21 protein-coding genes and 2 tRNA genes are annotated in these 21,871 nt (G+C 72.6%); 14 read left to right on the plus strand and 9 right to left on the minus strand.

Translation table 11 applies throughout. From position 1 onward, the window contains the following. Positions 1–132: 132 nt before the first annotated feature. Positions 133–309 carry a hypothetical protein gene (locus tag AR3_RS30710; RefSeq protein ID WP_157406703.1) on the plus strand — a complete coding sequence of 59 codons (177 nt, stop codon included), beginning with the start codon at positions 133–135 and terminating at the stop codon, positions 307–309. Positions 310–367: 58 nt separating this feature from the next. Here the strand turns inward: AR3_RS30710 and AR3_RS18980 are convergent, their stop codons facing one another. Continuing rightward, entirely contained in the window at positions 368–1,117 is a 750-nt protein-coding gene (locus AR3_RS18980; RefSeq protein ID WP_067915568.1) for a M15 family metallopeptidase, read from the minus strand. Between the two features lie 224 nt (positions 1,118–1,341). Here AR3_RS18980 and AR3_RS18985 point away from each other — a divergent pair, with 224 nt between their 5' ends. Beyond that, positions 1,342–1,752, plus strand: a complete 411-nt coding sequence (locus tag AR3_RS18985) for a hypothetical protein (RefSeq protein WP_067915569.1) — start codon at positions 1,342–1,344, stop codon at positions 1,750–1,752. 60 nt (positions 1,753–1,812) lie between these two features. On the opposite strand, the gene AR3_RS18990 is transcribed toward AR3_RS18985, so the two are convergent. Continuing rightward, positions 1,813–2,274, minus strand: coding sequence for a MarR family winged helix-turn-helix transcriptional regulator (locus AR3_RS18990; RefSeq protein ID WP_067915570.1), 462 nt, complete (start codon positions 2,272–2,274; stop codon positions 1,813–1,815). Between the two features lie 155 nt (positions 2,275–2,429). Here AR3_RS18990 and AR3_RS18995 point away from each other — a divergent pair, with 155 nt between their 5' ends. Continuing rightward, positions 2,430–3,443 carry a pirin family protein gene (locus AR3_RS18995; protein WP_067915571.1) on the plus strand — a complete coding sequence of 338 codons (1,014 nt, stop codon included), beginning with the start codon at positions 2,430–2,432 and terminating at the stop codon, positions 3,441–3,443. Between the two features lie 281 nt (positions 3,444–3,724). After that, positions 3,725–4,918 carry a DUF8462 domain-containing protein gene (locus AR3_RS19000; RefSeq protein WP_245637906.1) on the plus strand — a complete coding sequence of 398 codons (1,194 nt, stop codon included), beginning with the start codon at positions 3,725–3,727 and terminating at the stop codon, positions 4,916–4,918. A gap of 51 nt (positions 4,919–4,969) precedes the next feature. Here AR3_RS19000 and AR3_RS19005 read toward each other — a convergent pair whose 3' ends face one another. Then, complete coding sequence (locus AR3_RS19005) at positions 4,970–5,950, minus strand: helix-turn-helix transcriptional regulator (protein WP_067915573.1); 981 nt, start codon at positions 5,948–5,950, stop codon at positions 4,970–4,972. A gap of 61 nt (positions 5,951–6,011) precedes the next feature. Here AR3_RS19005 and AR3_RS19010 point away from each other — a divergent pair, with 61 nt between their 5' ends. Together AR3_RS19010 and AR3_RS19015 are read left to right on the plus strand one after the other, a co-directional pair. Continuing rightward, a complete protein-coding gene (locus tag AR3_RS19010) occupies positions 6,012–6,596 on the plus strand; it encodes a DinB family protein (RefSeq protein WP_067915574.1) in 585 nt (194 codons plus the stop codon). A gap of 1 nt (position 6,597) precedes the next feature. Then, positions 6,598–7,035, plus strand: a complete 438-nt coding sequence (locus AR3_RS19015; RefSeq protein WP_067915575.1) for a VOC family protein — start codon at positions 6,598–6,600, stop codon at positions 7,033–7,035. An 18-nt stretch (positions 7,036–7,053) separates the two neighbouring features. On the opposite strand, the gene AR3_RS19020 is transcribed toward AR3_RS19015, so the two are convergent. Then, complete coding sequence (locus AR3_RS19020) at positions 7,054–8,301, minus strand: hypothetical protein (protein ID WP_067915576.1); 1,248 nt, start codon at positions 8,299–8,301, stop codon at positions 7,054–7,056. Between the two features lie 390 nt (positions 8,302–8,691). On the opposite strand from AR3_RS19020, the gene AR3_RS19025 reads away from it, so the two are divergent. Further along, positions 8,692–9,510, plus strand: a complete 819-nt coding sequence (locus AR3_RS19025; RefSeq protein ID WP_067915577.1) for a thioesterase family protein — start codon at positions 8,692–8,694, stop codon at positions 9,508–9,510. 34 nt (positions 9,511–9,544) lie between these two features. Here the strand turns inward: AR3_RS19025 and AR3_RS19030 are convergent, their stop codons facing one another. Together AR3_RS19030 and AR3_RS32300 are read right to left on the minus strand one after the other, a co-directional pair. Beyond that, positions 9,545–10,429, minus strand: a complete 885-nt coding sequence (locus AR3_RS19030; protein WP_174545459.1) for a MauE/DoxX family redox-associated membrane protein — start codon at positions 10,427–10,429, stop codon at positions 9,545–9,547. Positions 10,430–10,432: 3 nt separating this feature from the next. Then, entirely contained in the window at positions 10,433–10,942 is a 510-nt protein-coding gene (locus AR3_RS32300; protein WP_067915578.1) for a hypothetical protein, read from the minus strand. A 767-nt stretch (positions 10,943–11,709) separates the two neighbouring features. On the opposite strand from AR3_RS32300, the gene AR3_RS19045 reads away from it, so the two are divergent. The 5 genes from AR3_RS19045 to AR3_RS19065 all read left to right on the plus strand — a co-directional run bounded on the left by AR3_RS19045 (position 11,710) and on the right by AR3_RS19065 (position 17,807). Beyond that, complete coding sequence (locus tag AR3_RS19045; RefSeq protein WP_067915580.1) at positions 11,710–12,231, plus strand: SigE family RNA polymerase sigma factor; 522 nt, start codon at positions 11,710–11,712, stop codon at positions 12,229–12,231. A gap of 308 nt (positions 12,232–12,539) precedes the next feature. Next, a complete protein-coding gene (locus AR3_RS19050) occupies positions 12,540–12,794 on the plus strand; it encodes a transposase (RefSeq protein WP_067915581.1) in 255 nt (84 codons plus the stop codon). 203 nt (positions 12,795–12,997) lie between these two features. Then, positions 12,998–14,620 carry a long-chain fatty acid--CoA ligase gene (locus AR3_RS19055; protein WP_106259017.1) on the plus strand — a complete coding sequence of 541 codons (1,623 nt, stop codon included), beginning with the start codon at positions 12,998–13,000 and terminating at the stop codon, positions 14,618–14,620. A gap of 226 nt (positions 14,621–14,846) precedes the next feature. Continuing rightward, the gene (locus tag AR3_RS19060) at positions 14,847–16,565 is read left to right on the plus strand and encodes a sigma-70 family RNA polymerase sigma factor (protein ID WP_067915582.1); all 1,719 of its coding nucleotides are present in this window, start codon (positions 14,847–14,849) and stop codon (positions 16,563–16,565) included. 423 nt (positions 16,566–16,988) lie between these two features. Further along, the gene (locus AR3_RS19065; RefSeq protein WP_067915583.1) at positions 16,989–17,807 is read left to right on the plus strand and encodes a TrmH family RNA methyltransferase; all 819 of its coding nucleotides are present in this window, start codon (positions 16,989–16,991) and stop codon (positions 17,805–17,807) included. A 762-nt stretch (positions 17,808–18,569) separates the two neighbouring features. Here AR3_RS19065 and AR3_RS19070 read toward each other — a convergent pair. Both AR3_RS19070 and AR3_RS19075 read right to left on the minus strand, forming a co-directional pair. After that, positions 18,570–18,659 (minus strand) — tRNA-Ser (locus AR3_RS19070). 129 nt (positions 18,660–18,788) lie between these two features. Continuing rightward, positions 18,789–19,208 (minus strand): hypothetical protein, encoded by a 420-nt coding sequence (locus AR3_RS19075; RefSeq protein WP_067915584.1) that lies wholly within the window; start codon positions 19,206–19,208, stop codon positions 18,789–18,791. A gap of 178 nt (positions 19,209–19,386) precedes the next feature. On the opposite strand from AR3_RS19075, the gene AR3_RS19080 reads away from it, so the two are divergent. Then, positions 19,387–19,462 (plus strand) — tRNA-Arg (locus AR3_RS19080). 938 nt (positions 19,463–20,400) lie between these two features. On the opposite strand, the gene AR3_RS19090 is transcribed toward AR3_RS19080, so the two are convergent. Continuing rightward, positions 20,401–20,856 carry a MarR family winged helix-turn-helix transcriptional regulator gene (locus AR3_RS19090; protein WP_067915586.1) on the minus strand — a complete coding sequence of 152 codons (456 nt, stop codon included), beginning with the start codon at positions 20,854–20,856 and terminating at the stop codon, positions 20,401–20,403. 82 nt (positions 20,857–20,938) lie between these two features. Between AR3_RS19090 and AR3_RS19095 the strand changes: the two genes are divergently transcribed. Further along, a complete protein-coding gene (locus tag AR3_RS19095; protein WP_067915587.1) occupies positions 20,939–21,865 on the plus strand; it encodes a quinone oxidoreductase family protein in 927 nt (308 codons plus the stop codon). The last annotated feature ends 6 nt before the right edge of the window (positions 21,866–21,871 follow it).

Below are 21,871 nucleotides of genomic sequence, written 5' to 3' on the forward strand. Positions count from 1 at the left end.
GGGGCGCGGCGCGGAACGGCTGATCGCGCCGCTGATCGGCGGGCGGCGTCCGACGGTGCGTCCCGGGCGAAGCGCTGTCCATCGGGTCATTCGGCCTGAAGGGCGGCGAAAGCATCCGTTACCCTCGACCGCATGTCGCAGACACCCAACGATCCGGCAGGGTCGACGCAGCAGTTCCAGCAGTGGGCCTACCAGCAGCAGGGGCAGCCGGAGAAGGGCGCGAAGGTGAACGTCGGGCTCATCGCCGGCGTCGTCGCCGTGCTGGCCCTCGTCGCGATCATCGTGGTCGCGCTCATGATCAGCATGTGAGAGCCGGGGACGACCCGCCGTCCGCCGGCCCGGCCGGGGGACCCCGCCGGCGGGCCGTTCAGCGGCCGTTGCTGGAGAAGTGCTGGTAGTCCTTGGCGCCCCTCCAGTCGCCGCCCCACCCCCAGCCGATCGAGGCGAACGCCTTCACCACCGCGTCGCCCTTGTGGATGACGCCCGGATCGCGGCGCTTGCGGTTCTTGAACTTCACGCATTTGCGGTGCGCGACGGTCCCGTTCGCCGACACGTAGGGGTTCTCGCACGGGTTGATGTCGATCGCCAGGCCGTAGGCGTGCTGCGACCAGCTGCTCGACCCGGTGGCGGGACGGCAGTTGAACGCCGAGGTGTTGTCGGCCTCGATCGAGTCGAAGTCGCTGCCCTTGTAGACGTCCACGGGCTCCATGCGCCGGATGGGGTAGCGCATCCGGTAGAGCTTGCGGAACACGGTCACCAGGTCGTCGGCGACCCTGGCGTTGACGACCAGGCGCCCGTCGGCGTGCGGCCGTCCGTCCATGCCCCAGTACGTCATCTCGATCATCCGCAGCCCCGACACCGGCACGGGGCAGCCCCTGCGCCACGAATGGCGCAGCTGCCGCGCCGTCACCTTCGTGATCCGCGCGCGGAACTGTTGCTTTGCGCCCGTCCCGCCGCCGGACGGCGTCGACACGGCCGTCGGGGACGGTTGCGTCGGCGGGGTGGCCGGTTCCGGCGCGGAGCGGTCCGCCCCTTGGCCGCAGCCGGTCGCGCCGAGGGTGGCCGCGGCGAACGCGGTGACGACCGCCGTCGCGCGAACTGTCCATCTACCTGGCATGACACGAAGGATGGCACGCCGACGGACCCCGGCTCGGCAGGACCGGCGCACCCGGCCGTTCGGGGACGGCGCGGCCGCGCGCCCTTCGGGACGGCCGGGCCGGTTCGCTACCGTGCGTTCTGGCGCGTGGCTGTCGTGAGGGGACGGGGGCGGGCACGCGCATCCGTTTCGACCACACCCCCTGCCGGGTACTGTCCCGGCGTCCCCGGCCTGAGGGAGCCGGAATGACGGAGGGTCACGAGGACGGACGCCCGAGCCTGGAGGACGAGATCTTCGCCGTGGCGTCCACGGTGGAGACCGAGCAGCCGGACGAGGGGCCGCGCATCCGCGTGCGCGCGCGTCCGCCGTGGGAATGGGCGCGGAAGCTGAGCCGGCGCGACGTCGGCGTGACGGCGGCGGGTTTCCTGACGTTCGTGTTCGTCGACCTGGTGATGATGTACGCGCCGCTGATGATGAGCCGCAGGCCGAGCCTGCTGCCGCAGATGATCACGCTGCTGCTGCTGGCGTTCGGGCTGGGCGGCCTGCTGGTGGGGAAGGTCGGCGGAAGCTGGCGCCTGTTCGGCATCGGGATGATGCTCGCGTGGGGCTTCCTGACCCTCGTCTCGGTGGGGTTCCTCACCGGCCTGACGCTGTGACGCGGCGGCCGCGAGGCGCGGCGCCGGAGGGCGGGCGACCGGTAGCGGGGAGGCCGGCCGTCAGCCGGCCTGGGCGATGCGTTCGACGACCTTCGTGAAGGCGCTGCCGATCGCGTCCAGTTCCTCGGGGGTGATGACGTCGATGAAGAAGGTGCGGACCGTCTCGACGTGGTCGCGGGCGGCCCGGTCGAGCACGGCGAAGCCCTCGTCGGTGAGGTGGGCGTAGACGCCGCGCTTGTCGTTGGGGCAGCTGCCGCGCACCACGAGGCCCTTGGCCTCCAGGCGGTTGCAGGTGTGCGACAGGCGGCTGCGGGACTGGCTGGCGTGCGCCGCGAGCTCCGCCATGCGCAGGCGCCGGTCCGGGGCCTCCGACAGGCGGACGAGGATCTCGTACTCGGAGATCGACAGACCGTGCTTGGTCTTCAGGTCGCGGTCCATGATCTCCGTGAGCCGGACGCTGCCGTCCACGTAGGCCCTCCAGTGGCGCTGTTGCACGGCGTCGAGCCAGCGTGGTTCGCTCATGCTGACAGTATACCGCTCTGTTGAAGATTCAACTAATTTCGGCGCTCCGTGGGACGGGCCGTCCGGTCGGGAAATAGTTTATCTTTCAATCACGTTAGGTCCGTGTGTCGGCGCCTGCACGCCCGCAGCGCGCCCCCGATCGCTGAGGAGTACCGATGCCGGCTGTCACCGCGGATCCCCTGACCCTGCCCCGCCTGCCGCGCCTGTCCGAGGCCGACACCGACTGGCGCCGCGTCGCCAAGGTCGTCACCGCCTCGCGCCACCTCGAAGGAGAGGGCTTCGAAGTCCGCCGCCCCTTCCCGGGCATGGACCTGGCGCTCGCCGACCCCTTCCTGCTGCTGGACCACATGGGCGCCGTCGAGTACGCCCCCGGCGAGGCCAAGGGCACGCCCTGGCACCCGCACCGCGGCTTCGAGACCGTCACCTACATCATGGACGGAGCCTTCCAGCACCAGGACACCACCGGAGGCGGCGGGCTGATCACCGACGGCGCCACGCAGTGGATGACGGCCGGGGCCGGGATCCAGCACATCGAGCAGCCGCCGCCCGAACTGGTCGCCAAGGGCGGGCTGTTCCACGGCGTGCAGCTGTGGGTGAACCTGCCCCGCGCGCAGAAGTGGGTGCCGCCGCGCTACCAGGACATCGAGGCTCGCGACGTCACGCTGCTCGCCGCCGCCGACGGCGCGTCGCTCGTCCGGGTCATCGCCGGGTCGCTCGGCGAGTACGAGGGGCCGGGCGTCACCTACACGCCGATCAACTACCTGCACGCGACCGTGGCGCCCGGCGCGCGGCTGACGCTGCCGTGGCCGCGCGAGTTCAACGCCCTGGTGTACGTGCTGGCCGGGCGCGGCGCCGTCGGCGTCGAGGAGGTCGCCTTGGACGAGGGGCAGCTCGCCGTCTTCGGCGGCTCGCACCACCGGGGCGAACAGGACGGCCTGGTCGTCCGGGCCGCCGACCGGCAGCCGACGGCGGTGGGCGCGAGCGGCTGGGAGATCCTCGTGCTGGGCGGGCTGCCGATCCGCGAGCCGATCGCCCGGTACGGGCCGTTCGTGATGAACACCCGCGAGGAGATCATCCAGGCGTTCGAGGACTTCCAGGCGGGACGGATGGGGACGATCCCCGCCGAGAAGGTCCCGCACCGCTCCGCCGCCGACACGACCCTGACCTGACGGCCGCGCCGCCGTCGCCGTGAATCCTCCGCCGCGGGCCGAGAGCGGCTGACGGACGGGGGAGGCGTGCGCTACTGTGTTCGAACAGTCGAACACAGATTCGACGTGCCGGTTCGAACGCGCTCGCCCGAGGAGGCGGCATGGTGGCGACGGTGACCGCGATCCCCGCGACGCGCCGCCCGACGGCGCGTCGCGGGGCGCACGCGACACGCCGCAGCGGTTTCTATGCAAATCTACGGCCGCAGCTATATCGGCTCATAGAGTCCGAGAGCGTGGATCCCGTGCGCAATCCCTACGCCCCGGGCGCCGGGCAGCGTCCCCCCGAGCTGGCCGGACGCGACCGCGAGCTGCAGCAGTTCGAAGTGGTGCTGGAGCGGGTCGCCCGCGGCCGCCCCGAGCGCAGCATGATCATCACGGGGCTGCGCGGCGTCGGCAAGACCGTGCTGCTCAACGCGTTCCGCTCCATGGCGATCCAGCGGCTGTGGGGCACCGGCAAGATCGAAGCGCGCCCCGACCAGTCGATCCGCCGCCCCGTCGCCTCCGCCCTGCACATGGCCGTGCGCGAGCTGGCCCCCCGGCACCGCGCGCCCGACCGCATCGAGCGGTTCCTCGGCGTGCTCAAGGCGTTCGCGCAGGCCGGCGAGGAGCCGTCCGGCCGGTCCAGGGCGCGGGCGCACCGCTGGCAGCCGGGCATCGAGGTGCCCGCCGTGCGCGGCCGCGCCGACTCCGGCGACCTGGAGATCGACCTGACCGAGCTGTTCGTGGACGCCGCCTCCGTCGCCACCGACGTCGGCGTCGGCATCGCGCTGTTCGTCGACGAGATGCAGGACGTCCCCGCCGACGACGTGTCCGCGCTGTGCGCCGCCTGCCACGAGCTGTCCCAGATCGGCGGGCCGCTGATCGTCGTCGGCGCCGGGCTGCCGCACCTGCCCGCCGTGCTGTCGGCCAGCAAGTCCTACTCCGAACGGCTGTTCCGCTACACGCGCATCGACCGGCTCGACCGCGAGTCCGCCGACATCGCGCTGCTGGCCCCGGCCGAACGCGAGAACGTCACCTTCACCCCCGAGGCCCTGGACGCCCTCTACGAGGCGGCCGACGGCTACCCCTACTTCGTCCAGGCGTACGCCAAGGTCGCCTGGGACGTGGCGCCGGACAGCCCGATCACCGCCGAGGACGTCCGGGTCGCCGCGCCCGAGGCCGAGAGCGAGCTGGCCGTCGGCTTCTTCGGCAGCCGGTACGAGCGGGCGACCCCGGCCGAACGCGACTACATGCGCGCCATGGCCATGCTCGGCGACGAGGGCGACAGCCCGGTGGCGACGTCGGCGGTCGCCGAGGAGCTGGGCCGCAAGCCCTCCAGCCTGTCCCCGGCCCGCGACGGCCTGATCAAGAAGGGGCTCATCTACAGCGCCGAACGCGGCCTGGTCGCCTTCACCGTGCCGCACTTCGGCAAGTTCCTGCGCTCCCAGCCCGCCTGACGGGGCGTCCTACCGTTCTCTAAGGCTTTCTAGCGTCCACCGCAGAAAGCCTTAGAGAAGCCGATCGGCTTGGTCTCGCCCGCCCGCCAGCGCCGCGAGGCGGCGGGCGAGCCGGGCGGCGGCCTCCCGCAGCTCCGGAGGGTCCAGCACCTCCGCCTCGAAGCCCAGCAGGGCCACGTGCACGGCGAGCCGCTCCAGGTCGTCGCCGCCGACCACGAGGACGCACCGGCCGTCGCGGTCGTCGTCGACGCGTCCCACCTGGGGCGGCACCAGCTCCCGCACCCGGTCCGCCGGGGCGTGCACCCGTATCCGGGCCAGATGCCGGTACGGCGCCTCGGCCACCGACCGCTGCACGTAGGCGACCGGGTCCGGATGCTCCCGCCTCCGGAAACGCCACGTCGTGGGCGCCACCTCGCGCATCCGGTCGAGCCGGAACGTGCGCCAGTCCGCGCGGTCGACGTCCCAGGCCATCAGGTACCAGCGGCGGCTGGTCGCGACCATCCGCACCGGCTCCACCGTGCGCTCGCGCTCCTCGCCGTCCCGGCCGGTGTAGCGGAACCGCACCCGGACGGCGTCCCGGCACGCCCGCGCGAGCGTCACCAGCAGCTCCGCGTCGATCTCGACCCCGGGACCGAGGAGCGTCTCGGTGGCCCCGTGCACCGCCCGCACCTCGGCGCGCAGCCGCGGCGGCATCACCTGGTCCAGCTTCGCCAGCGCCCGCAGCGCCGCCTCGCCCGCGCCCGCGACCGTGCCCCCCGACGCCAGCCGCAGCGACACCGCCGTCGCGATCGCCTCCTCGTCGTCCAGGAGCAGCGGCGGCAGCCGGGTGCCCGCGCCGAGCCGGTAGCCGCCGCCGACGCCCGCCGTCGCGTGCACGGGGTACCCGAGCGCGCGCAGCCGCTCCACGTCGCGGCGCACCGAGCGGTCGGTGACGCCCAGCTCCGCGGCGAGCTCGGCGGCGGTCCAGGACGGCCGGCGCTGCAGCAGCGCCAGCAGCCGCAGCACCCGCTCGGTCGTCCCCTCCGCGCTCACCCGCCCATCGTCCCACGCATCGCGGAAGGTACCTGTCCGCGATAGGCGAGAGGCTGGGGCCATGACCGACCTGAATTGGAACCGCGTCCTCCGCGAGCAGTTCACCTTCCATTGGGCCCGTCAGCTGCGCGACCGCCTCGACGGGCTCACCGACGACGAGTACTTCTGGGAGCCGGTGCCCGGCTGCTGGAGCCTGCGCCCGCGCGGCACCAGCACCGCGCCGATGCAGTCCGGAGCCGGCGACCTGATCATCGAGTTCGCGATGCCGCAGCCCGACCCGGCGCCGTTCACGACGATCGCCTGGCGGCTCGGGCACGTGATCGTCGGCATCCTCGCGATGCGCAACGCCATGCACTTCGGTCGCGCGCCGGTCGACTACGACTCCTTCGAATACGCCCCGACCGCGGCCGAGGCGCTCAAGCAGCTCGACACGGAGCTCGCCGCATGGCTGGCCGGGGTCGAGTCCCTCGGCGACGCCGACTTCGCCCGCCCGTGCGGAGAGGCGGAGGGGCCGTTCGCCGACCGTCCCATGGCGGACCTGGTGCAGCACATCAACCGCGAACTCATCCACCACCTGGCCGAGGTGTGCCTGCTGCGCGACCTCTACCTGCACAGCCGCTCGCAGTCCGTTCGAGAGGGGAGCTGACGTGGCGCGCGACGTCCAGATCACCATCGACTGCGCCGACCCGGCCAAGCTGGCGGCCTTCTGGGCCGAGGCCCTCGGGTACCGGCTGCAGGACCCTCCCGCGGGCTTCGACTCCTGGGACCAGGCGCTGGAGGCCATGGGCGTGCCACTCGAGCGCCGCAACGACGCGTCGGCGCTGGTCGACCCCGAGGGCCGAGGGCCGCGGCTGTTCTTCCAGCGGGTGCCTGAGGGCAAGCAGGTCAAGAACCGCGTGCACCTCGATGTGCGCGCGGCGCCCGGGCTTCAGGGGGAGGCGCGGATGGCGGCCTTGGAGGCGGAGGCCGACCGGCTCGTCTCCCACGGCGCCACCCGGGTCCGGCGCCACGAGCCCGTTCCCCCGCTGGAGGCCGGCCACATCGTGATGGCCGATCCGGAGGGCAACGAGTTCTGCCTTGACTGACCGGCGCCTGCCCGAGGTTCAGGACGGCGCTTCGATCAGGGCGCGAATGGCGTCGCGGTCATAGGGCAGCCCGACCTGTTCGAAGGCCATGTGAGCGCCGAAGTACTCCGATCCCCAGAGGTCCTCGTTCTCGACCAGCGCGCGCAGGTAGGTGCGCTGCGCGTCGGTGAGGCCGGTGGGAGGTGTCGGCGGGTCGCCGGGGTCGGGGAAGGCGGCGGCGAGCAGGCGCCCCCAGTCCCAGCGGTAACAGGCGTCATTGGTCATCTGGGCGATGGCGACGGCCGTGGGCAGGAGCTGCTCGAAGTCGGTGGCGCGGTGCAGCACCGCGTCCACCAGGGTGAATCGCACGTGCGCGGGGAACTGCGGAGGTCGGTGGGTGAACCACGCGTCGGCCTCTGCGGGACGGCGCAGCGCGGTCAGCAGCTCTTCGAAGGCGGCCGGGTCGCGGGCCAGCGCGGGGGCGAGGGCGGCACAGGCGCGCACCGCGGGATCCGGGTCGGCGAGGAACTCGCGCGGCGCCGCTCCAAGGTCTCCCAGCGAGAGGACGAGTGCGGCGCGCTCGTCCCGGTGAGGGGCGCGCCGCGCGACGTGCTCGACCTTCGCGGCAACCGCGTCGCGGCGGTGTTCCAGACCGGGCAGGGCCGACAGCCATGCCGCCGCGTTGGCCGCGCCGGCCCGCACCCGCGGGTCCTCGTCGTCGAGGGCGGCCTCGACCGGCGGCAGCAGCGCCGGGGCCGTCGACCGGATCTCCAGCACCACCCGCGCGATGACCGCGTCCCACGCGGCGGTGGCGGCCTTCCGATCGACTTCTTGGCCCTCTTCCTCGTCGTCGCCCTCTTCGGCCGCGGGGTTCTCGTCCCCGAGGAGGGATTTGTAGGTCTTCTGGATCAACTTCTCGGGGACGCCGGGCGGGCGGGCCATCGCGTTGAGCTTTTCATCGTCGATATCGGGGTGGCCCGCCGTCGCGACGCTGTCGAGAAAGTCCAGCAAGGCGGCCCGCAGCGGTCTCCCGTCCTCGTCGATCGGTTCGGCGGTCGCCGGGTCCGCCAGCAGCCCGGCCACCACCAGCGCCGCGGGGACCGTCGCCGTCCAGGGCGTCCCCTGGTGGATCACCGCGAACTCCAGGTGCTCGAGCGCCTCGCTCCGTGCGGCGGCGTCTCCGTCGGTCAAGGCCCGCAGGTGATCCGGCGTGTCCACCGCCGCGCCGTAGGCGTGGAACACACGCGTCCAGTCGACGTCGGCGACGGCCTCCCAGCCGATGGTCATCTCCGGTCGCGCTCCCCCGATCAGGATCAACAGGTCCGTGCGGAACCAGGGAGCGTATCGGAAGCATGATCGGTTTCGGTGTGCGCTTCTCGGCTTGGTCCGGCCTCACCGCCGAACGCGTCACCGGGTCCGGGCATGGCGGGGGAGGGCTTCAGCGGCTGGGCGGCGTGCGGCTCGTCCCCCGGTCACCTCTTTCTAAGGCTCTCTAGTGTTCGCCGCAGAATGCCTTAGAGAAGGCGATCGAGCGCCGTGGCATGCGCGGCGTTCGGTCTGTCGGCCGATTCGGCCGCGGACTAGAATCATTTTCTAGAGCGGTCATCGGGGAACGCGGGACGCCCCGCCGGTGGTCGCACGCCGAGCCGGTTGAAGAGCGAGCGAACGGAGCGCCGAGTGAAGGACTTCAGCGCGGCCACGGCGGTGCGGCCGCGGAACGAGGCGGACGGGGAGTTCGACGCCGAGCTGGACGCGCAGTGGAGCGTCGGCGGCAAGCTGCACGGCGGATACGTGCTGGCGATCATGGCCCGGGCCGCCGCCCGCGTCTGCACCCCCGAGCATCCGCACCCGACCGCCGTGAGCGCCGCGTTCGTGGCGCCGCCCGAGCCGGGCCCGGTCGCGATCCGCGTCGAGACGCTGCGGGAAGGACGCACCGTCTCCCAGCTGCGCGTGCGGATGACGCAGGACGACCGGCCGATGGTCGAGGCGCTGATCTCCCAGGGACGGCTGGACGACGCCGACCCGTGGTGGTCGGGCCCCGCGCCCGTCGAACTCCCCGACCGGCAGGACTGCGTCCGCGTGCCGAAGGAGGCGCCGGGGGCGGGCTTCACCGTGTCGTTGATGGACGTCGTCGAGGAGCACCTCGACCCCGACGTGCTGGGATTCGCGTCGGGAACGCCGTCCCGCCGGGGGCTGGTCCAGGGCTGGCAGCGGCTGGCCGACGGCTCCGACTGGGACCCCCTCAGCCTGCTCGTGGCGCTGGACATGGTGCCGCCGGCCTCGTTCGACCTGGGGCTGTCGGGGTGGGCGCCCACCATCCAGCTCACCGCCTACATCCGGCGTCTGCCCGCCCCGGGCCCCGTCCGGGTGCGCATGCAGGCGACCGACGTCGGCGGCCAACGCATGAACGAGGTCGTCGACGTGTGGGACGGCAAGGGCCGACTCGTGGCGCAGGGCACGCAGCTCGCCGCGGTGCGCACCCCCGACGCGTCCTGATCCTCGGGTTCTCTACACGGTTCTAGGGCCGACGCTAGAAAGCCCTCGAACACGCCAGAGCCGCGTCGGCGGGCTCGGCCTCCTTCGGGGCCGTCCGCGCCGACTCGACCTCGACCAGCGCCGACCGGACGGTGCGGTCCCGCGCGCCCGTGGAGACGGCGAACACGGCCTCCATCTCCCGGCCGTCCAGACGGGCCGGGAAGACCAGGAACCGCCAGCAGCCCTCCCGCCAGACGTCCAGCGGCGCCGCGCTGACGATGGCGTTCTCCCGACGCAGCCAGGCCTCGCTGCGGCGCAGCGTCCGCAGCGTCTCCTCCAGCGGAACGCGGCGGCGCTCGCACGGCGTCTCCGCGGGGGAGCGCAGCCGCAGCCGCTCCAGCAGCGCCGGCAGCTCGGGGGACAGCGCGGCGAACAGCGTCAGCTCCGCCGCGAGCACCAGGCCCGCGGGCGCGGCGATGCCGCGCAGCACGTCCAGGCCGGCCTGCGGGGCGTCCAGGGCGACGACGGCGGCGAGGGTGCACAGGCCCGCCCGCAGCACGCCGCGCCGCCCCACGGGCTCGCCGCTCAGGCCGCCGAAACAGCCGCAGCCCCGCTCGTCGCCGCGTGCGCGCAGCTCGGCGACCACCCAGGTGGCGGCGCCGAACGTCACCACGGCGGCCAGCCGGACCGCCGGATGCGGGGACAGCAGCAGGGCCAGCCCGAGGCCGCCCTCGAAGACCCCGAGCCCGAGGGCGGCCTGGCGGTTGTTCCGCGGCCAGAGCGTCCGGCTCGCCCGGTCGTCGGGTGCGGCGGCCACCGCGACGCCGCCGGAGCGGCCGGACGCGGCGGACGCCGGCCGCACGGTCAGCTTCGCCAGGCTCGCCGTCAGCAGCACCAGCGTGAGCAGCAGCACCTGCGTGTTCTCGACGACGTGCACCATCGTTCACCCCTCCACGCCGGGCGCGGCGGCGCCGCGGACCGGTGCGGACGCGTGGCGCACGGTCGCGTTGAAGCACCCGGCCTCCAGGTCGCCGCCGAGCCCGACGAAACCGACCGGCGCGAGCTCGACGAGGCGTCCGCGCGGCGACGGGCCGCAGATCACGCAGCGGTCGCAGTACCGGGCCGCGACGCACCCGCACTCGGTCACGGCGAAGGTGGCGACGCGGCGGGTGCAGTCGTTGCGGACGGTCAGCTCGCTGCCCAGCGAGACGTACGGCAGCGGCGTGCATCCGCCCACCGTTTCCGGGCAGCCGCCCGCGTCGCCCTCCGGGTCGACGGCGGGGTAGGCGAGCCCGGCGTCCGCCGACTCCCCCGCGCCGAACCAGGTCGCCGTTCCGTGCAGCTCGTCCGGCACGGGCGCGGACGCCTCGGGGACGGGCGGCCGGTCGGCCCGGTGGGCGGGCTGCGCGCTGCCCGGGGAGAACGCGTGCGGGCCTCCGGGGAGCGGACGCACAGGACGTCGATCAGGTGGCCGGGCTCCAGCCGGGGATGGCGCACCAGCACCCGGCCGAGGACGTGCGGCGGGATCACCACATGGGCCCGGCCGCGATGCGGGCCCATGTCCACCTCCACGGCGTCCCGGCGGCACGTCAGGATCGTTCCGGTCACCCGGAGGATGTCGACCCAGATCCGGTCGGCGCCGAGGCCGTCGGCCGCCGGCCGGACGACGGCGTGGCGGCCCGGCCGCAGCGCCTCGGGGTCCTCGCGTCCGGCGCGCCGCACCGAGGTCGCCGGCGTCATCGGCACGCGCACCTCGCCGCCGTCCGCGTCCAGCACGAGCAGGTGCGGGCTGGCGTCCAGGACGGTGCCGGCCACGGCGCGCAGCGGACCGCCGCCGGACGGTGCGGCGACCTCGCCTGGGGACGCGCCCAGCACGGCGTCGCGGTGGCGGCGGCGCCGGGCGGCACGGCGGTGGGACGGGGACATGCGGCACTCCGACAACGATCGTGGGCGACGGCCGTCGCGGTACGGAACGGCGAGTCAAGCGTCACGCACCGCGATCCGACTGTCGACGGATTTGTCACGACACGTCGCTGAGGGGTTGTGATTTGTCACTCTGGAGGGGAGAATCACACCCCAGGTTGACCCGAATATGCCGTTTTTGTGGGACCGGAATTACGATCTTCGTGCGATCGTCGAGAGCATCGGGGGTTTCCCCGATCAAGATCCCTCAATGGTACGGCTCGGCTGACACCCTCCAACCCCTGGTTCGGTGGCGATGTGAACGCAACGCGGCACGAGGAGTTCCGCGAATACGTCGCGGCGCGCGGGCCCGTCCTGCTGCGCATGGCGATGCAGCTGACCGGCGAACGCGCCGAGGCCGAGGACCTGCTGCAGGCCGCGTTGGCCAAGACGTACCTGGCCTGGGACCGCATCAACGACCGGTCCGCCGTCGACGGCTACGTGCGCCGCGCCATGGTCAACACGCAGATCTCCTGGTGGCGGCGCCGCAAGCTGGAGGTCTACCCGACCGACGAGCTGCCCGACCGGCCCGTGGACGACCACAGCCAGCGCAGCGAGCTGCACGACGCCCTGGGGCGCGCCCTGGAGCGCCTGCCCGCCCGCCAGCGCCTGGCGGTCATGCTCCGCTACTACGAGGACATGTCCGAGAACGAGATCGCCGAAGTGCTCGGCGTCAGCGTTGGAACGGTCAAGAGCACCGTTTCCCGCGCCATGGCCAAGCTCCGCGACGACGCGGGCCTCGGCGACCAGTTCCCCGGCATTCCCTCGTCCGACTATTGACGATCTTTACAGTGCGATCCGCGTCCCGGAAAACCGGACGTGCCGCGTTCCCGGCCGCCGCAAAGGCGCACAAAGCTCAGAAATCACATCTCCCTCACAAGAACCAGAGCGCCGGCGGGACCGCACCGCGCCCCGCTCGTCTCTCGCCGTCCGTGCCGCGCCGAGGGAGGGGGCCGCAGCGGACTCGGCGAACCGACGCCCCCGTCCGAGACGCCCGCGCCAGCTCCAGTCGTGCTCGGCAGCGACGGCCAGGAGAACCGAGCCGTCCGCCGGGCTCCCCCACGCCGTCTCCCTCACCTGACGACGACGTGCCCGCCGAGCCGCTGCCCGCCACCGGCGCCGCCTGCGGGATCGACCTGGGCGTCGCCTCCCTGGTCACCACCAGCGACGGCGGCCGTGTCGCCAACCCCCGCTACAGGAACGCGATCGCCGACCGTCTGGCGGACGCCCAGCGCGACCTGGCCCGCAAAAGGCGCGGCTCGGCGCGGCGGCGCAAGGCGGCCGCCCGCGTCGCCGCGCCGCATGCCAAGGTCCGACGCCGGCGCCTCGACCACGCGGGTTGAGGCTGGGCGGCGGGCGCGATCCCCGTCGCCGCATCCAGGGGGGCGGGCAACGCCGCCGGGACGTCCCGCCGCAGCCGGTCTCGGCGGCCCGCGGACGCCGCCCCGACCTCCGGTGCACGAAAGAGGAATTCGTGACAAGTGGTGACAATCACATCGGCACGCAAGAGAATCCGGTTCGAAGGCCGTCGAGCTGGAGGTGTGCCGTGTGGAGCACCATGCAGGACTTCCCGTTGACCATCGCGTCGATCATGCGTCACGGCACCGGCGTCTACGGTGACACGTCCGTGGCGACCTGGACGGGGGACGGGACGCGGCGCAGGACCTACGCCGAAGTCGGGGAACGGGCCGCGCGGCTGGCCAACGCGCTGCGCGGGCTCGGCGTTGACGGCGACCAGCGGGTCGCGACGTTCATGTGGAACAACACCGAGCATCTGGAGGCGTACCTGGCGGTGCCGTCCATGGGCGCCGTGCTGCACACGCTCAACATCCGGCTCTTCCCCGACCAGCTCGCCTACATCGCCGACCACGCCGAGGACCACGTCGTGATCGTCGACGGGTCGCTCGTGCCGCTGCTGGCGCCGGTGCTGCCGCGGATGAAGACCGTCAAGCACGTCGTGGTCGTGGGCGAGGCCGACACGGCGCCCCTGGCGGACGCCGGCAAGGACCTGCACGCGTACGAGGACCTGCTGGCCGCCGCCGACCCCGCGTTCGACTGGCCGGAGATCGACGAACGCTCGGCGGCCGCCATGTGCTACACCAGCGGCACCACCGGCAACCCCAAGGGCGTCGTCTACTCGCACCGTTCGGCGTACCTGCACTCGATGGCGGTCTGCACGGCCAACGCGATCGGCCTGAGCGCGGACGACCGGGTGCTGCCGGTCGTGCCGATGTTCCACGCCAACGCGTGGGGGCTGCCCTACGCGGCGCTCATGGCGGGCTCGGCCCTGATCATGCCGGACCGGTTCCTGCAGGCCGAACCGCTCGTCCGGATCATCGAGACGGAGCGTCCCACGGTCGCGGGCGCGGTCCCGACGATCTGGAACGACGTGCTGCGGCACGCGCGCGAGAACGGCGGCGACCTCGGGTCGCTGCGGCTGGTGCCGTGCGGCGGCTCGGCGGTGCCCGAAGCGCTGATGCGCGGCTACGACGAGGTCGGCGTGCGGATCGTCCAGGCGTGGGGGATGACCGAGACGTCCCCGGTGGCGACGGTCGCGCACCCGCCCGTCACGGCCGAGGGCGACGAGGCGTGGCGTTACCGCCTCACGCAGGGCCGCATCCTGGCCGGGCTGGAAGTCCGCATCGTCGGCGACGGCGACGTGGTGCTGCCGAACGACGGCACGTCGGTCGGCGAGGTGGAGATCCGCGGACCGTGGGTCACCGGCGCCTACTACCGCGACGAGGACCCGGGCCGCTTCCACGACGGCTGGCTGCGCACCGGCGACGTCGGCACCTTCTCCAAGGACGGCTACCTGGTGCTGACCGACCGCGCCAAGGACGTGATCAAGTCGGGCGGGGAGTGGATCTCCTCGGTGGAGCTGGAGAACCGGCTCATGGCCCATCCCGACGTCGTGGAGGCCGCCGTGGTGGGCGTGCCCGACGACCGCTGGCAGGAGCGGCCGCTGGCCTCGGTGGTCCTCCGCGAGGGCGCCGCGGTCACCGCCCAGGAGCTCCGAGAGTTCTTGGCGGGGAGCGTCCCCCGCTGGCAGCTTCCGGAGCGGTGGACGTTCATCGCCGAGGTCCCCAAGACCTCCGTCGGCAAGTTCGACAAGAAGGTGCTGCGAAGGCGCTACGCCGAGGGCGAACTCGACGTCGTGCGCGCCGACTGACACTCGTCTCGACAGTCGCCTTGACGGTGTCTGACCGGTTTCGCGGCGTGGATACCGTGCGGTATTCGAATACCGCGGGTTCCACGGTTCTCACCTCTGGGTCATCCTTCTGCCCATTTCGCGGGATCATGTGGTGCAGATGGGGCGGTGGGGTGTATTCAGAGTGGGCCGATTGTCCAGATGGCTCCGCTGGGGCCGGACTCCCATGCGGATGCGGGGAGCGCTCATGCCCAGATGGTCCTCGTTCGACGGCGCCGCCGACCGCACGTTGGTGCAGGGCATTAACAGCGGCGACGGGACCTCCCTGGCCGCGCTCTACGATGCGTACTCCGAGCGCCTTTACGATTACTGCGTGTCGATGACGGGCGAATATAAAACGGCCGTCGACATTGTGCACGACACGTTCATCGACGCCTGGCGCCGCGCGCCGCGCATGCGCGACCACACGCGGCTGCGCGCCTGGCTGTACGGGGCGGCGCGACGCCGCTGCCTGCAGCGTGGACGCACCCGGAACCTGCACTGGGAGCAGGACGCCGATTTCGCCGACCTCCTCCGGGGCGGCGGCGCCTCCCGCGACGCGGACCCGCGCGCCGACGGGACCGCCGCGGCGGACGCCGCCGCGCCGCCGGACGAGGCCGCGCCGGACGCCGCCGAGCTGTCCGAGCTGCTCGAACGCTCGCTGGCCCGCCTGGACCCGTACGACCAGGAGATGCTCCTGCTCAGCGTGCGGCACGGCCTCGACTCCGCCGAGATCGGCGCCGCGATGGGGCTGTCGGCGCGGCGCGCCGCCGCGCGGACCGCGCGGGCGCACGCCCGCCTGCGCACCGCCTACGAGGACGAGCAGGCCATGCTGGCGCGCCGCTGCCCGGCCGCCCACCACCAGTCCGACGCCGCCGAGGACACCGGACCGCCCCACCGCGCCCGCGCCGCCGCGACCGAACGGCGGAGCGGGCGGTCGCGGCGCCCCGCCGGCGTCCTCACCGCGCGGCGTCCTCACCGCGCCGCGGACGCCGCCGCGTCCGGCGTCTCCGTGACGCCCGCTCCCGACGCCCCGCCGGGCGATCGGAACCTCAGCGGCGACGACGAGCGGCAGCACGACGACTGCCCGAGGTGCCGGAGCCGCCGCCGGGTGAAGGCCGCGGCGCTGCTCGTCCACGCGCCGTCCCCGGTGCTGCCCGCGGCGCTGCGGCACCGCATCATGCACACCGCCACCGACCCCGAACTGGCCGGGTACCGGACCGACATCGCCGCGCGCGGCGGCCCCCTGACCCCCGACGGCATGCCCAACCAGCCCGACGTGCCGTCGCCGTACACCCGCCGGTGGCTGTTCTCGGGGGGCGGCATGGCGGGCGCCCTGGTCGCCGCGCTGGTGGCGGCCCTGCTGATCGGCCCCGGGCTGCCCCCGTCCACGATCTCCTGGCCGCCGTTCCGGACCCACCCGCAGCCCGCCGTCACGCCCGACCGGCCGACGCATCGGCCGGACGGCAACGGCGGCACCGACGCGCGCCCGCCGCTCGCTCAGGCGCCCGGCGGCCCGGGCGTCCCGCCCGGGGTGTCGCCCCGGCCGGGCGGAGACCGCCCGACGCCGTCGCCGTCGTCGCCGGTGTCGCCGTCGCCGAGCCCGCCGACGACGCCGCCCGTGCCCCCGTCCCGGCCCGGCGTGCCGACCGTGGTGCCCGCCAAGGTGGAGCTGTACGGCACCAAGACCGCCCAGGTGCGGCTGACCGCCGAGAACGGTCCCATGGTGTGGAGCTCGAGCGCGTCCACCGACAAGATCACCGTCTCCCCCGCCAACGGCACCCTCCAGGACGGCGACTCGGTCGACGTGACGATCACCCTCCACACCTCGTTCCTGAACCCGCCGGGCGAAGGCTCCGTCGTCTTCTCCGCCGACAAGGGCACCAGCAGCCAGCTGAGCGTCGTCTGGGGCTTCTACTTCATCTGACGGCCCGGACCACGTCCGCCCGACGCCGCACGCGGCGGCCGCGATCCGCCGTCCCACCGCGTCGACCTGTCCTGCCCGCCGCGCTCCGGACCCAAGCCCGTGCCGTCCCGCCCGCCACGGCCGCCGAAACCTTGCGGCAGGAGGGACGCCACGCAGTCATGCGCGCCGTGAGCAGCCGCTTGCGGCGATGTCCAAGGCCGCCCGCCAAACAGTTCGCACAGCCCCACGTCCAGACCCGAAACGCTCCCGCGTTCCACGCGCGAGCGGCCTGACCGCGCCGACCATGCGCGGACGCTGAGAGCCCGGCTCACATCCTCCCCGCATGCCGCCGATCCCGACGCCGTTCTCAGCGCCGCACAACGCCGAATGAGGCGGTATGAAAGAGTTGGTGGCCTTGGTGTCTCCGTCGAAGGATCATCCGAGGTGGGCAAGGAACTGCGCGTCACACGCCGCAACGCACGCTTCCAGCAGTGGCAGGCCCTGCTGACGAACCGCACCAAGCGGCAGCGGGCGGGCGAGTTCATCGTGCAGGGCGTCCGTCCCATCACCCTCGCCGTCGAGCACGGGTGGACGATCCGCGCCCTGATCTACGACGACGCGCGCGAGCTGTCGACGTGGGCGACGGGCATTCTCGACCGCGCGCCCGAGGCGCAGCGCGTCGCCATGGCCCCCGACCTGCTCGCCGAGCTCGGCGGCAAGTCCGAGGACGTGCCCGAGCTGCTGGCCGTGGTCGCCCTCCCGCCGGACGACCTGACCCGCATCGCGCCGACCCCGTCCTTCCTCGCGGTCGCGTTCGACCGGCCGACCAGCCCCGGCAACATCGGCACGCTCATCCGCTCGGCCGACGCGTTCGGCGCCCACGGCGTGATCATCAACGGGCACGCGGCCGACCCCTACGACCCCAAGGCCGTCCGGGCGTCCACAGGATCGCTGTTCGCGGTGCCGACCGTCCGGGCCCGTTCCCACCGCGAGGTCATGCGCCGGGTGGACGAGCTGCGCGCGGACGGCCTGCCGATCACCGTCGTCGGCACCGACGAGAAGGGCGAGGTCGACATCACCGAGCAGGACCTCACGGGCCCCGTCCTGCTGGTGGTCGGCAACGAGACCGGCGGGCTGAGCGCCGGCTGGCGCGAGTCCTGCGACGTGATGGTCCGCATTCCGATCACCGGCTCGGCCAGCTCCCTCAACGCCGCGTCCGCCGCCACCGTCGCCCTCTACGAAACCGCCCGCCAACGCGCCTGACCGCGCACCCACGGCCGACACCGCTTGCGCGCCGTTGGTCAGCCCGGCCGCACCACCAGCGTGCCCAGCGCATCTCATGCCGCGCTTCGCCGCTCCTGTTCCTCGCGGCCGGACTGCTCGGCGGCGGCGACCTCGGCGCGGGGTGTCGAGGAACTCCTCGGTGGGCTCGTCGTCGAGCAGGTAGGCCATGTTCAGCACGGGCATACCGGTGTGGCCGGACAGCCGCTGGTCCCGCGGGGTGCCGGCGTGAGGCGCGCGCGTACCGGGTGAGCCGTTCGTGCACCGACTGGGCGTAGTCGCTGATGCGGCGGTGACAAGCGTGAGGTGCTCTTCAAAAGCGAAGCAGACCTGCGCACGGAGCTGGCGCAGGCGGTCGCGAGGCCCGAAGAGATGGCGGGCTCTGGAGGAGAACGGCCCGTTCTTCGAACCCAGTGGAAGGTCATCGCGGCCACCCCAGCACATGCGCGAAACGCGAACTGGCGAGGACGTGGCCGACGTGCTTCAGGCAACGGGTTGGCCGCCCTGGCCGCACGATCCGACGAGCACGCGCCTCACGCCTGGGGCCGACGAGGCCCGGACGCGAATCTCCTCTCCGTCAAGCTCTCGACGATCTACGCGCTCGCCACGGCCGGGAGCCGTGACCGCTGGAGCGCGCCTCGAACCCATCGGCACAAGCCACGTACAAGAACTGCGGCCGCTCCCCGAGCGCAACGAAAACGCCTCCGTTGAGAGCGTTCACCCTCGACGGAGGCGCTGTAACCGCGGAGGATCGGGGATTTGAACCCCGGATGGGCGGAAAGCCCAAACCGCATTAGCAGTGCGGCGCCATAGACCGGACTAGGCGAATCCTCCAAGCAAGGCACAGGCTACCGGTTGGCGAACCAACCGGCAAAGGGCCTGGGCCAAGCACCAGCATAGCCGCATCCGAGCGGTGCGTCGGCGCCCGTCCCCCACCGTCCGACGGGAGACGGGCGCATCCGCTCAGAGCCGGAAGCCGATGTTGGCGAACCCGCACGCCTTGCCGAGGTCCTGCGCGTTCTTCATCATCGCGCTGGTGTCCGGCCGGGTGGTGGAGGACAGGTTGCCGGAGCTGAGGTTGCGCAGCATGGTCGCCGTGTTCTCCAGGTCCCCGGCGAACCGGGTCGCGGCCGACTCCACGTCGCCGCCGGCCTTCTGCCCCTCGGCCCGGATCTTCGCCGCGGCGTCGGACCACTTCTGGGCGGTCTCCGCGCCCCCCGTCGTGAGCGCCGCCGACCCGCCGGCGGTCAGCGACCGCAGTTCGCTCTCGATGTTGTCGCAGGCGGCCTTCTTCTCCCCGCCGATCAGGCCGCAGGCGGTGGTGGAGAGCAGCGCGCCGCCGACGACCAGGACGCCGGCGAGCTTGGCGGCTGACATGCGCATGAGAAGTACTCCTTTGAGAGGGGGTTGACCCGCGGGCCCCCGTGACCGCGCGGGCCTCTGTGTCTCGGCTCCCTCTTTGGCGCACCGCCCGTCCGCACGGTTCCACGCCCCCGAAGCCCTGACTCCGGGAATCGATTCGCGGACCGCCCCCATCAACCGGTACAGTTATCTCCGGCCGGCAGCCGTAGCTCAATGGATAGAGCATCTGACTACGGATCAGAAGGTTGGGGGTTCGAATCCCTCCGGCTGCGCCACAGGTCAGAGGCCCCTTGCGATCACCGCAAGGGGCCTTTGCGTTGACGGCTTCACTCCCAGCGGGGGCGCCTGTGCGGCCTCATCCGGCCAGGTGTGCGGCCGCTTGCGGCCACAACGCTCCGGCCGCAAGCAGTGATCAAGGCTCTTGTCGTGACCTTGTGAAGGACACGGTGGGATGTTCGCCGGGAGGCGCCGAGCAGGTCGGCCCCGGCTCCCGGCGCGCGTTTCACGATCACCGGCTCCCAGCCGCCCTGGCGCAGGCGGACCGTGGTGCGAGCCCGCGGTCCGATGACCCCGCCGCGCAGCAGCCGGTGCCCGGTGACCTCGGCGCGGAGGCGCGGGAGCTGCCTGCGGACGTGGCCGAGCGGGCGGCGTCGTCGCACGTGGCGCAGAGGGCGGTGACGAGGTTGTAGAGGCGTTCCGGTTTCAATATTGCGGGTAACCGATGGGATCTGCTCGGTCCTGCTTGATGGACGAACACGTCTTCGGTGAGGCTCCCACTCCGGACGGGCGGGGGCGGGCAGGGAAGATGCGGGAGAAGCGCGGCTACGCCGCTTCAGTAGGGAGAGTGATCAAGCACAGGCCCTCGTGCTCGGCGATGTCCTCGGTGCTGAGGGGACGGTGGCTGAGGCGCCGACCGTGAGTCAGGAGCCATCGGTGGGGCGGCGCCGTTCGCTTCGCCGGTGCGGTGACGATTCCTCCTCGTGGCGACGTCATCGTTGCGGGAGAGCATGATCACGTCGCTCAGCCTGTTTCTCGATGCGTCGGCTTCAGTGTCGCGGTTCCATCCACTCGGTCAGCTCTTGCGGCGTGACCGTCTGCCGAGTGCACGCTTCTTGATCTCTCCGGGGCGCGATCCGCGTCTCGGCGGTGGGCTCGTGTGCCTGTTGCCGGCAGCGTGCCTGCGGTGTGGGGCGATCGCTGGTGCGCGGCGGGGTTACGGCGTGGTGGTCGGCTGTTGATCGTCGAGGGGGATCGGTGCCCTGCCCGCGACGGTGTCGAGCAGGTGGGTGAGCAGGCGGCGGTCGTCCTCCTGCAGGCGCTCGGTGGAGGGCGCGAGCGCCACGCGGACCTCTTCTAGGAGCCGTTCAGCGAGTTCGCGGCCCTGCTCCGTGAGGGACACGTCGACCACCCTGCGGTCCTCCGGTGACCTGCCGCGCGCCACGAGGCCGCGACGTTCGGCGCGTTCGACCAGGCCGGACAGCGTGGACTTGTCGAGCCCCAGGAGCGCCGCAAGGTCTGTCATGCGCGCCCGGCGGTCGCGCAGGAAGCCGAGCAGCCGCAGCTGTGTGAGGGACAAGTCGTGCTCCGCGGCGACGCGGGTGAGCACGGTCGTCACTCGGAAGGACATACGGACGAGGGCGTCCTCGAGCGTGCCGTCGTCGGGACTCATGCGGCGATCCTACTTGACATGGTTTGCAGTACCAACCATCCTGTGGGTTGTTGGTAATACAAACTAATCGGAAGGAGCCATCATGCGCGCAGCCGTGTTCACCGCCTTCGACGCCCCGCCGCAGTACGGCGAGTACGCCGACCCGATCCCCCAGGGAGGGGACGGGATGGTCGTGGACGTCCTCGCGGCCCCTCTGCACCGCTTGACCAAGGGCCGGGCCAGCGGCCGGCACTACAGCAGCAGCGGCACGCTCCCGCTCGTCCCCGGCGTCGACGGCGTCGTGCGCGACCCGGAGGGCAACCTCAGGTACGCGGTCGTGGACGACGGCGCCCTGGGCACGTTCGCCGAGAAGACCGTGATCGACCCCAGGCGCAGCGTGCTGCTGCCGGACGGCGTCGACCCCGTGCGCATCGCCGCCGCGATGAACCCGGCCATGTCCTCCTGGCTCGCGCTGCGCCGCCGCATCGAGTTCCGCGAGGGGCAGAGCGTCCTCGTGCTCGGCGCCACGGGCAGCGCCGGACGCATGGCGGTGCAGATCGCCAAGCGGTTCGGCGCCGCACGCGTGATCGCCGCCGGACGCGACGCCTCCCGGCTCGCCGCGCTGCGCGAGCTGGGCGCGGACGAGACGGTGACGTTCGACCAGGCCGACCGCGCCGCCGACGTCGACGTCGTCATCGACTACGTGTGGGGGGAACCGTCCGCGCTCGCGATGACAGCGATGGTCAAGGCCCGTCGCGACCGCGGCGCCCCGCTGGAGTGGGTGCAGATCGGGTCGGTCGCCGGCGAGACGAGTCCGTTCCCCGCGGCGCTGCTGCGCGCGGCCAGGCTGCAGATCTGCGGCAGCGGCATCGGCTCGGTGTCGCCCCTGGACATCCTCGAGGAGCTGCCGGAACTCGCCGCCGCGGTGCACGCCGGCGAGATCGACGTGCAGGCGCGTCCCGTCCCCCTGACCGATGTCACCGAGACGTGGAACGCGGAGACCGACGACCGCATCGTCTACGTCCCGTGAACACCG

The organism is Actinomadura rubrobrunea NBRC 15275, from assembly GCF_001552235.1.
Taxonomy (GTDB): Bacteria; Actinomycetota; Actinomycetes; order Streptosporangiales; family Streptosporangiaceae; genus Spirillospora; species Spirillospora viridilutea.

Excerpts from the sequence above, each read along its gene's own strand:
- AR3_RS19090 (WP_067915586.1), bottom strand. The coding sequence starts at position 20,856 with ATGAGTCCCGACGACGGCACGCTCGAGGACGCCCTCGTCCGTATGTCC.
- AR3_RS19095 (WP_067915587.1), top strand. The coding sequence starts at position 20,939 with ATGCGCGCAGCCGTGTTCACCGCCTTCGACGCCCCGCCGCAGTACGGC.
- AR3_RS18985 (WP_067915569.1), top strand. The coding sequence starts at position 1,342 with ATGACGGAGGGTCACGAGGACGGACGCCCGAGCCTGGAGGACGAGATC.
- AR3_RS19030 (WP_174545459.1), bottom strand. The coding sequence starts at position 10,429 with ATGGTGCACGTCGTCGAGAACACGCAGGTGCTGCTGCTCACGCTGGTG.
- AR3_RS18990 (WP_067915570.1), bottom strand. The coding sequence starts at position 2,274 with ATGAGCGAACCACGCTGGCTCGACGCCGTGCAACAGCGCCACTGGAGG.
- AR3_RS19060 (WP_067915582.1), top strand. The coding sequence starts at position 14,847 with ATGCCCAGATGGTCCTCGTTCGACGGCGCCGCCGACCGCACGTTGGTG.
- AR3_RS18995 (WP_067915571.1), top strand. The coding sequence starts at position 2,430 with ATGCCGGCTGTCACCGCGGATCCCCTGACCCTGCCCCGCCTGCCGCGC.
- AR3_RS19010 (WP_067915574.1), top strand. The coding sequence starts at position 6,012 with ATGACCGACCTGAATTGGAACCGCGTCCTCCGCGAGCAGTTCACCTTC.
- AR3_RS19075 (WP_067915584.1), bottom strand. The coding sequence starts at position 19,208 with ATGCGCATGTCAGCCGCCAAGCTCGCCGGCGTCCTGGTCGTCGGCGGC.
- AR3_RS30710 (WP_157406703.1), top strand. The coding sequence starts at position 133 with ATGTCGCAGACACCCAACGATCCGGCAGGGTCGACGCAGCAGTTCCAG.
- AR3_RS19020 (WP_067915576.1), bottom strand. The coding sequence starts at position 8,301 with ATGACCATCGGCTGGGAGGCCGTCGCCGACGTCGACTGGACGCGTGTG.
- AR3_RS18980 (WP_067915568.1), bottom strand. The coding sequence starts at position 1,117 with ATGCCAGGTAGATGGACAGTTCGCGCGACGGCGGTCGTCACCGCGTTC.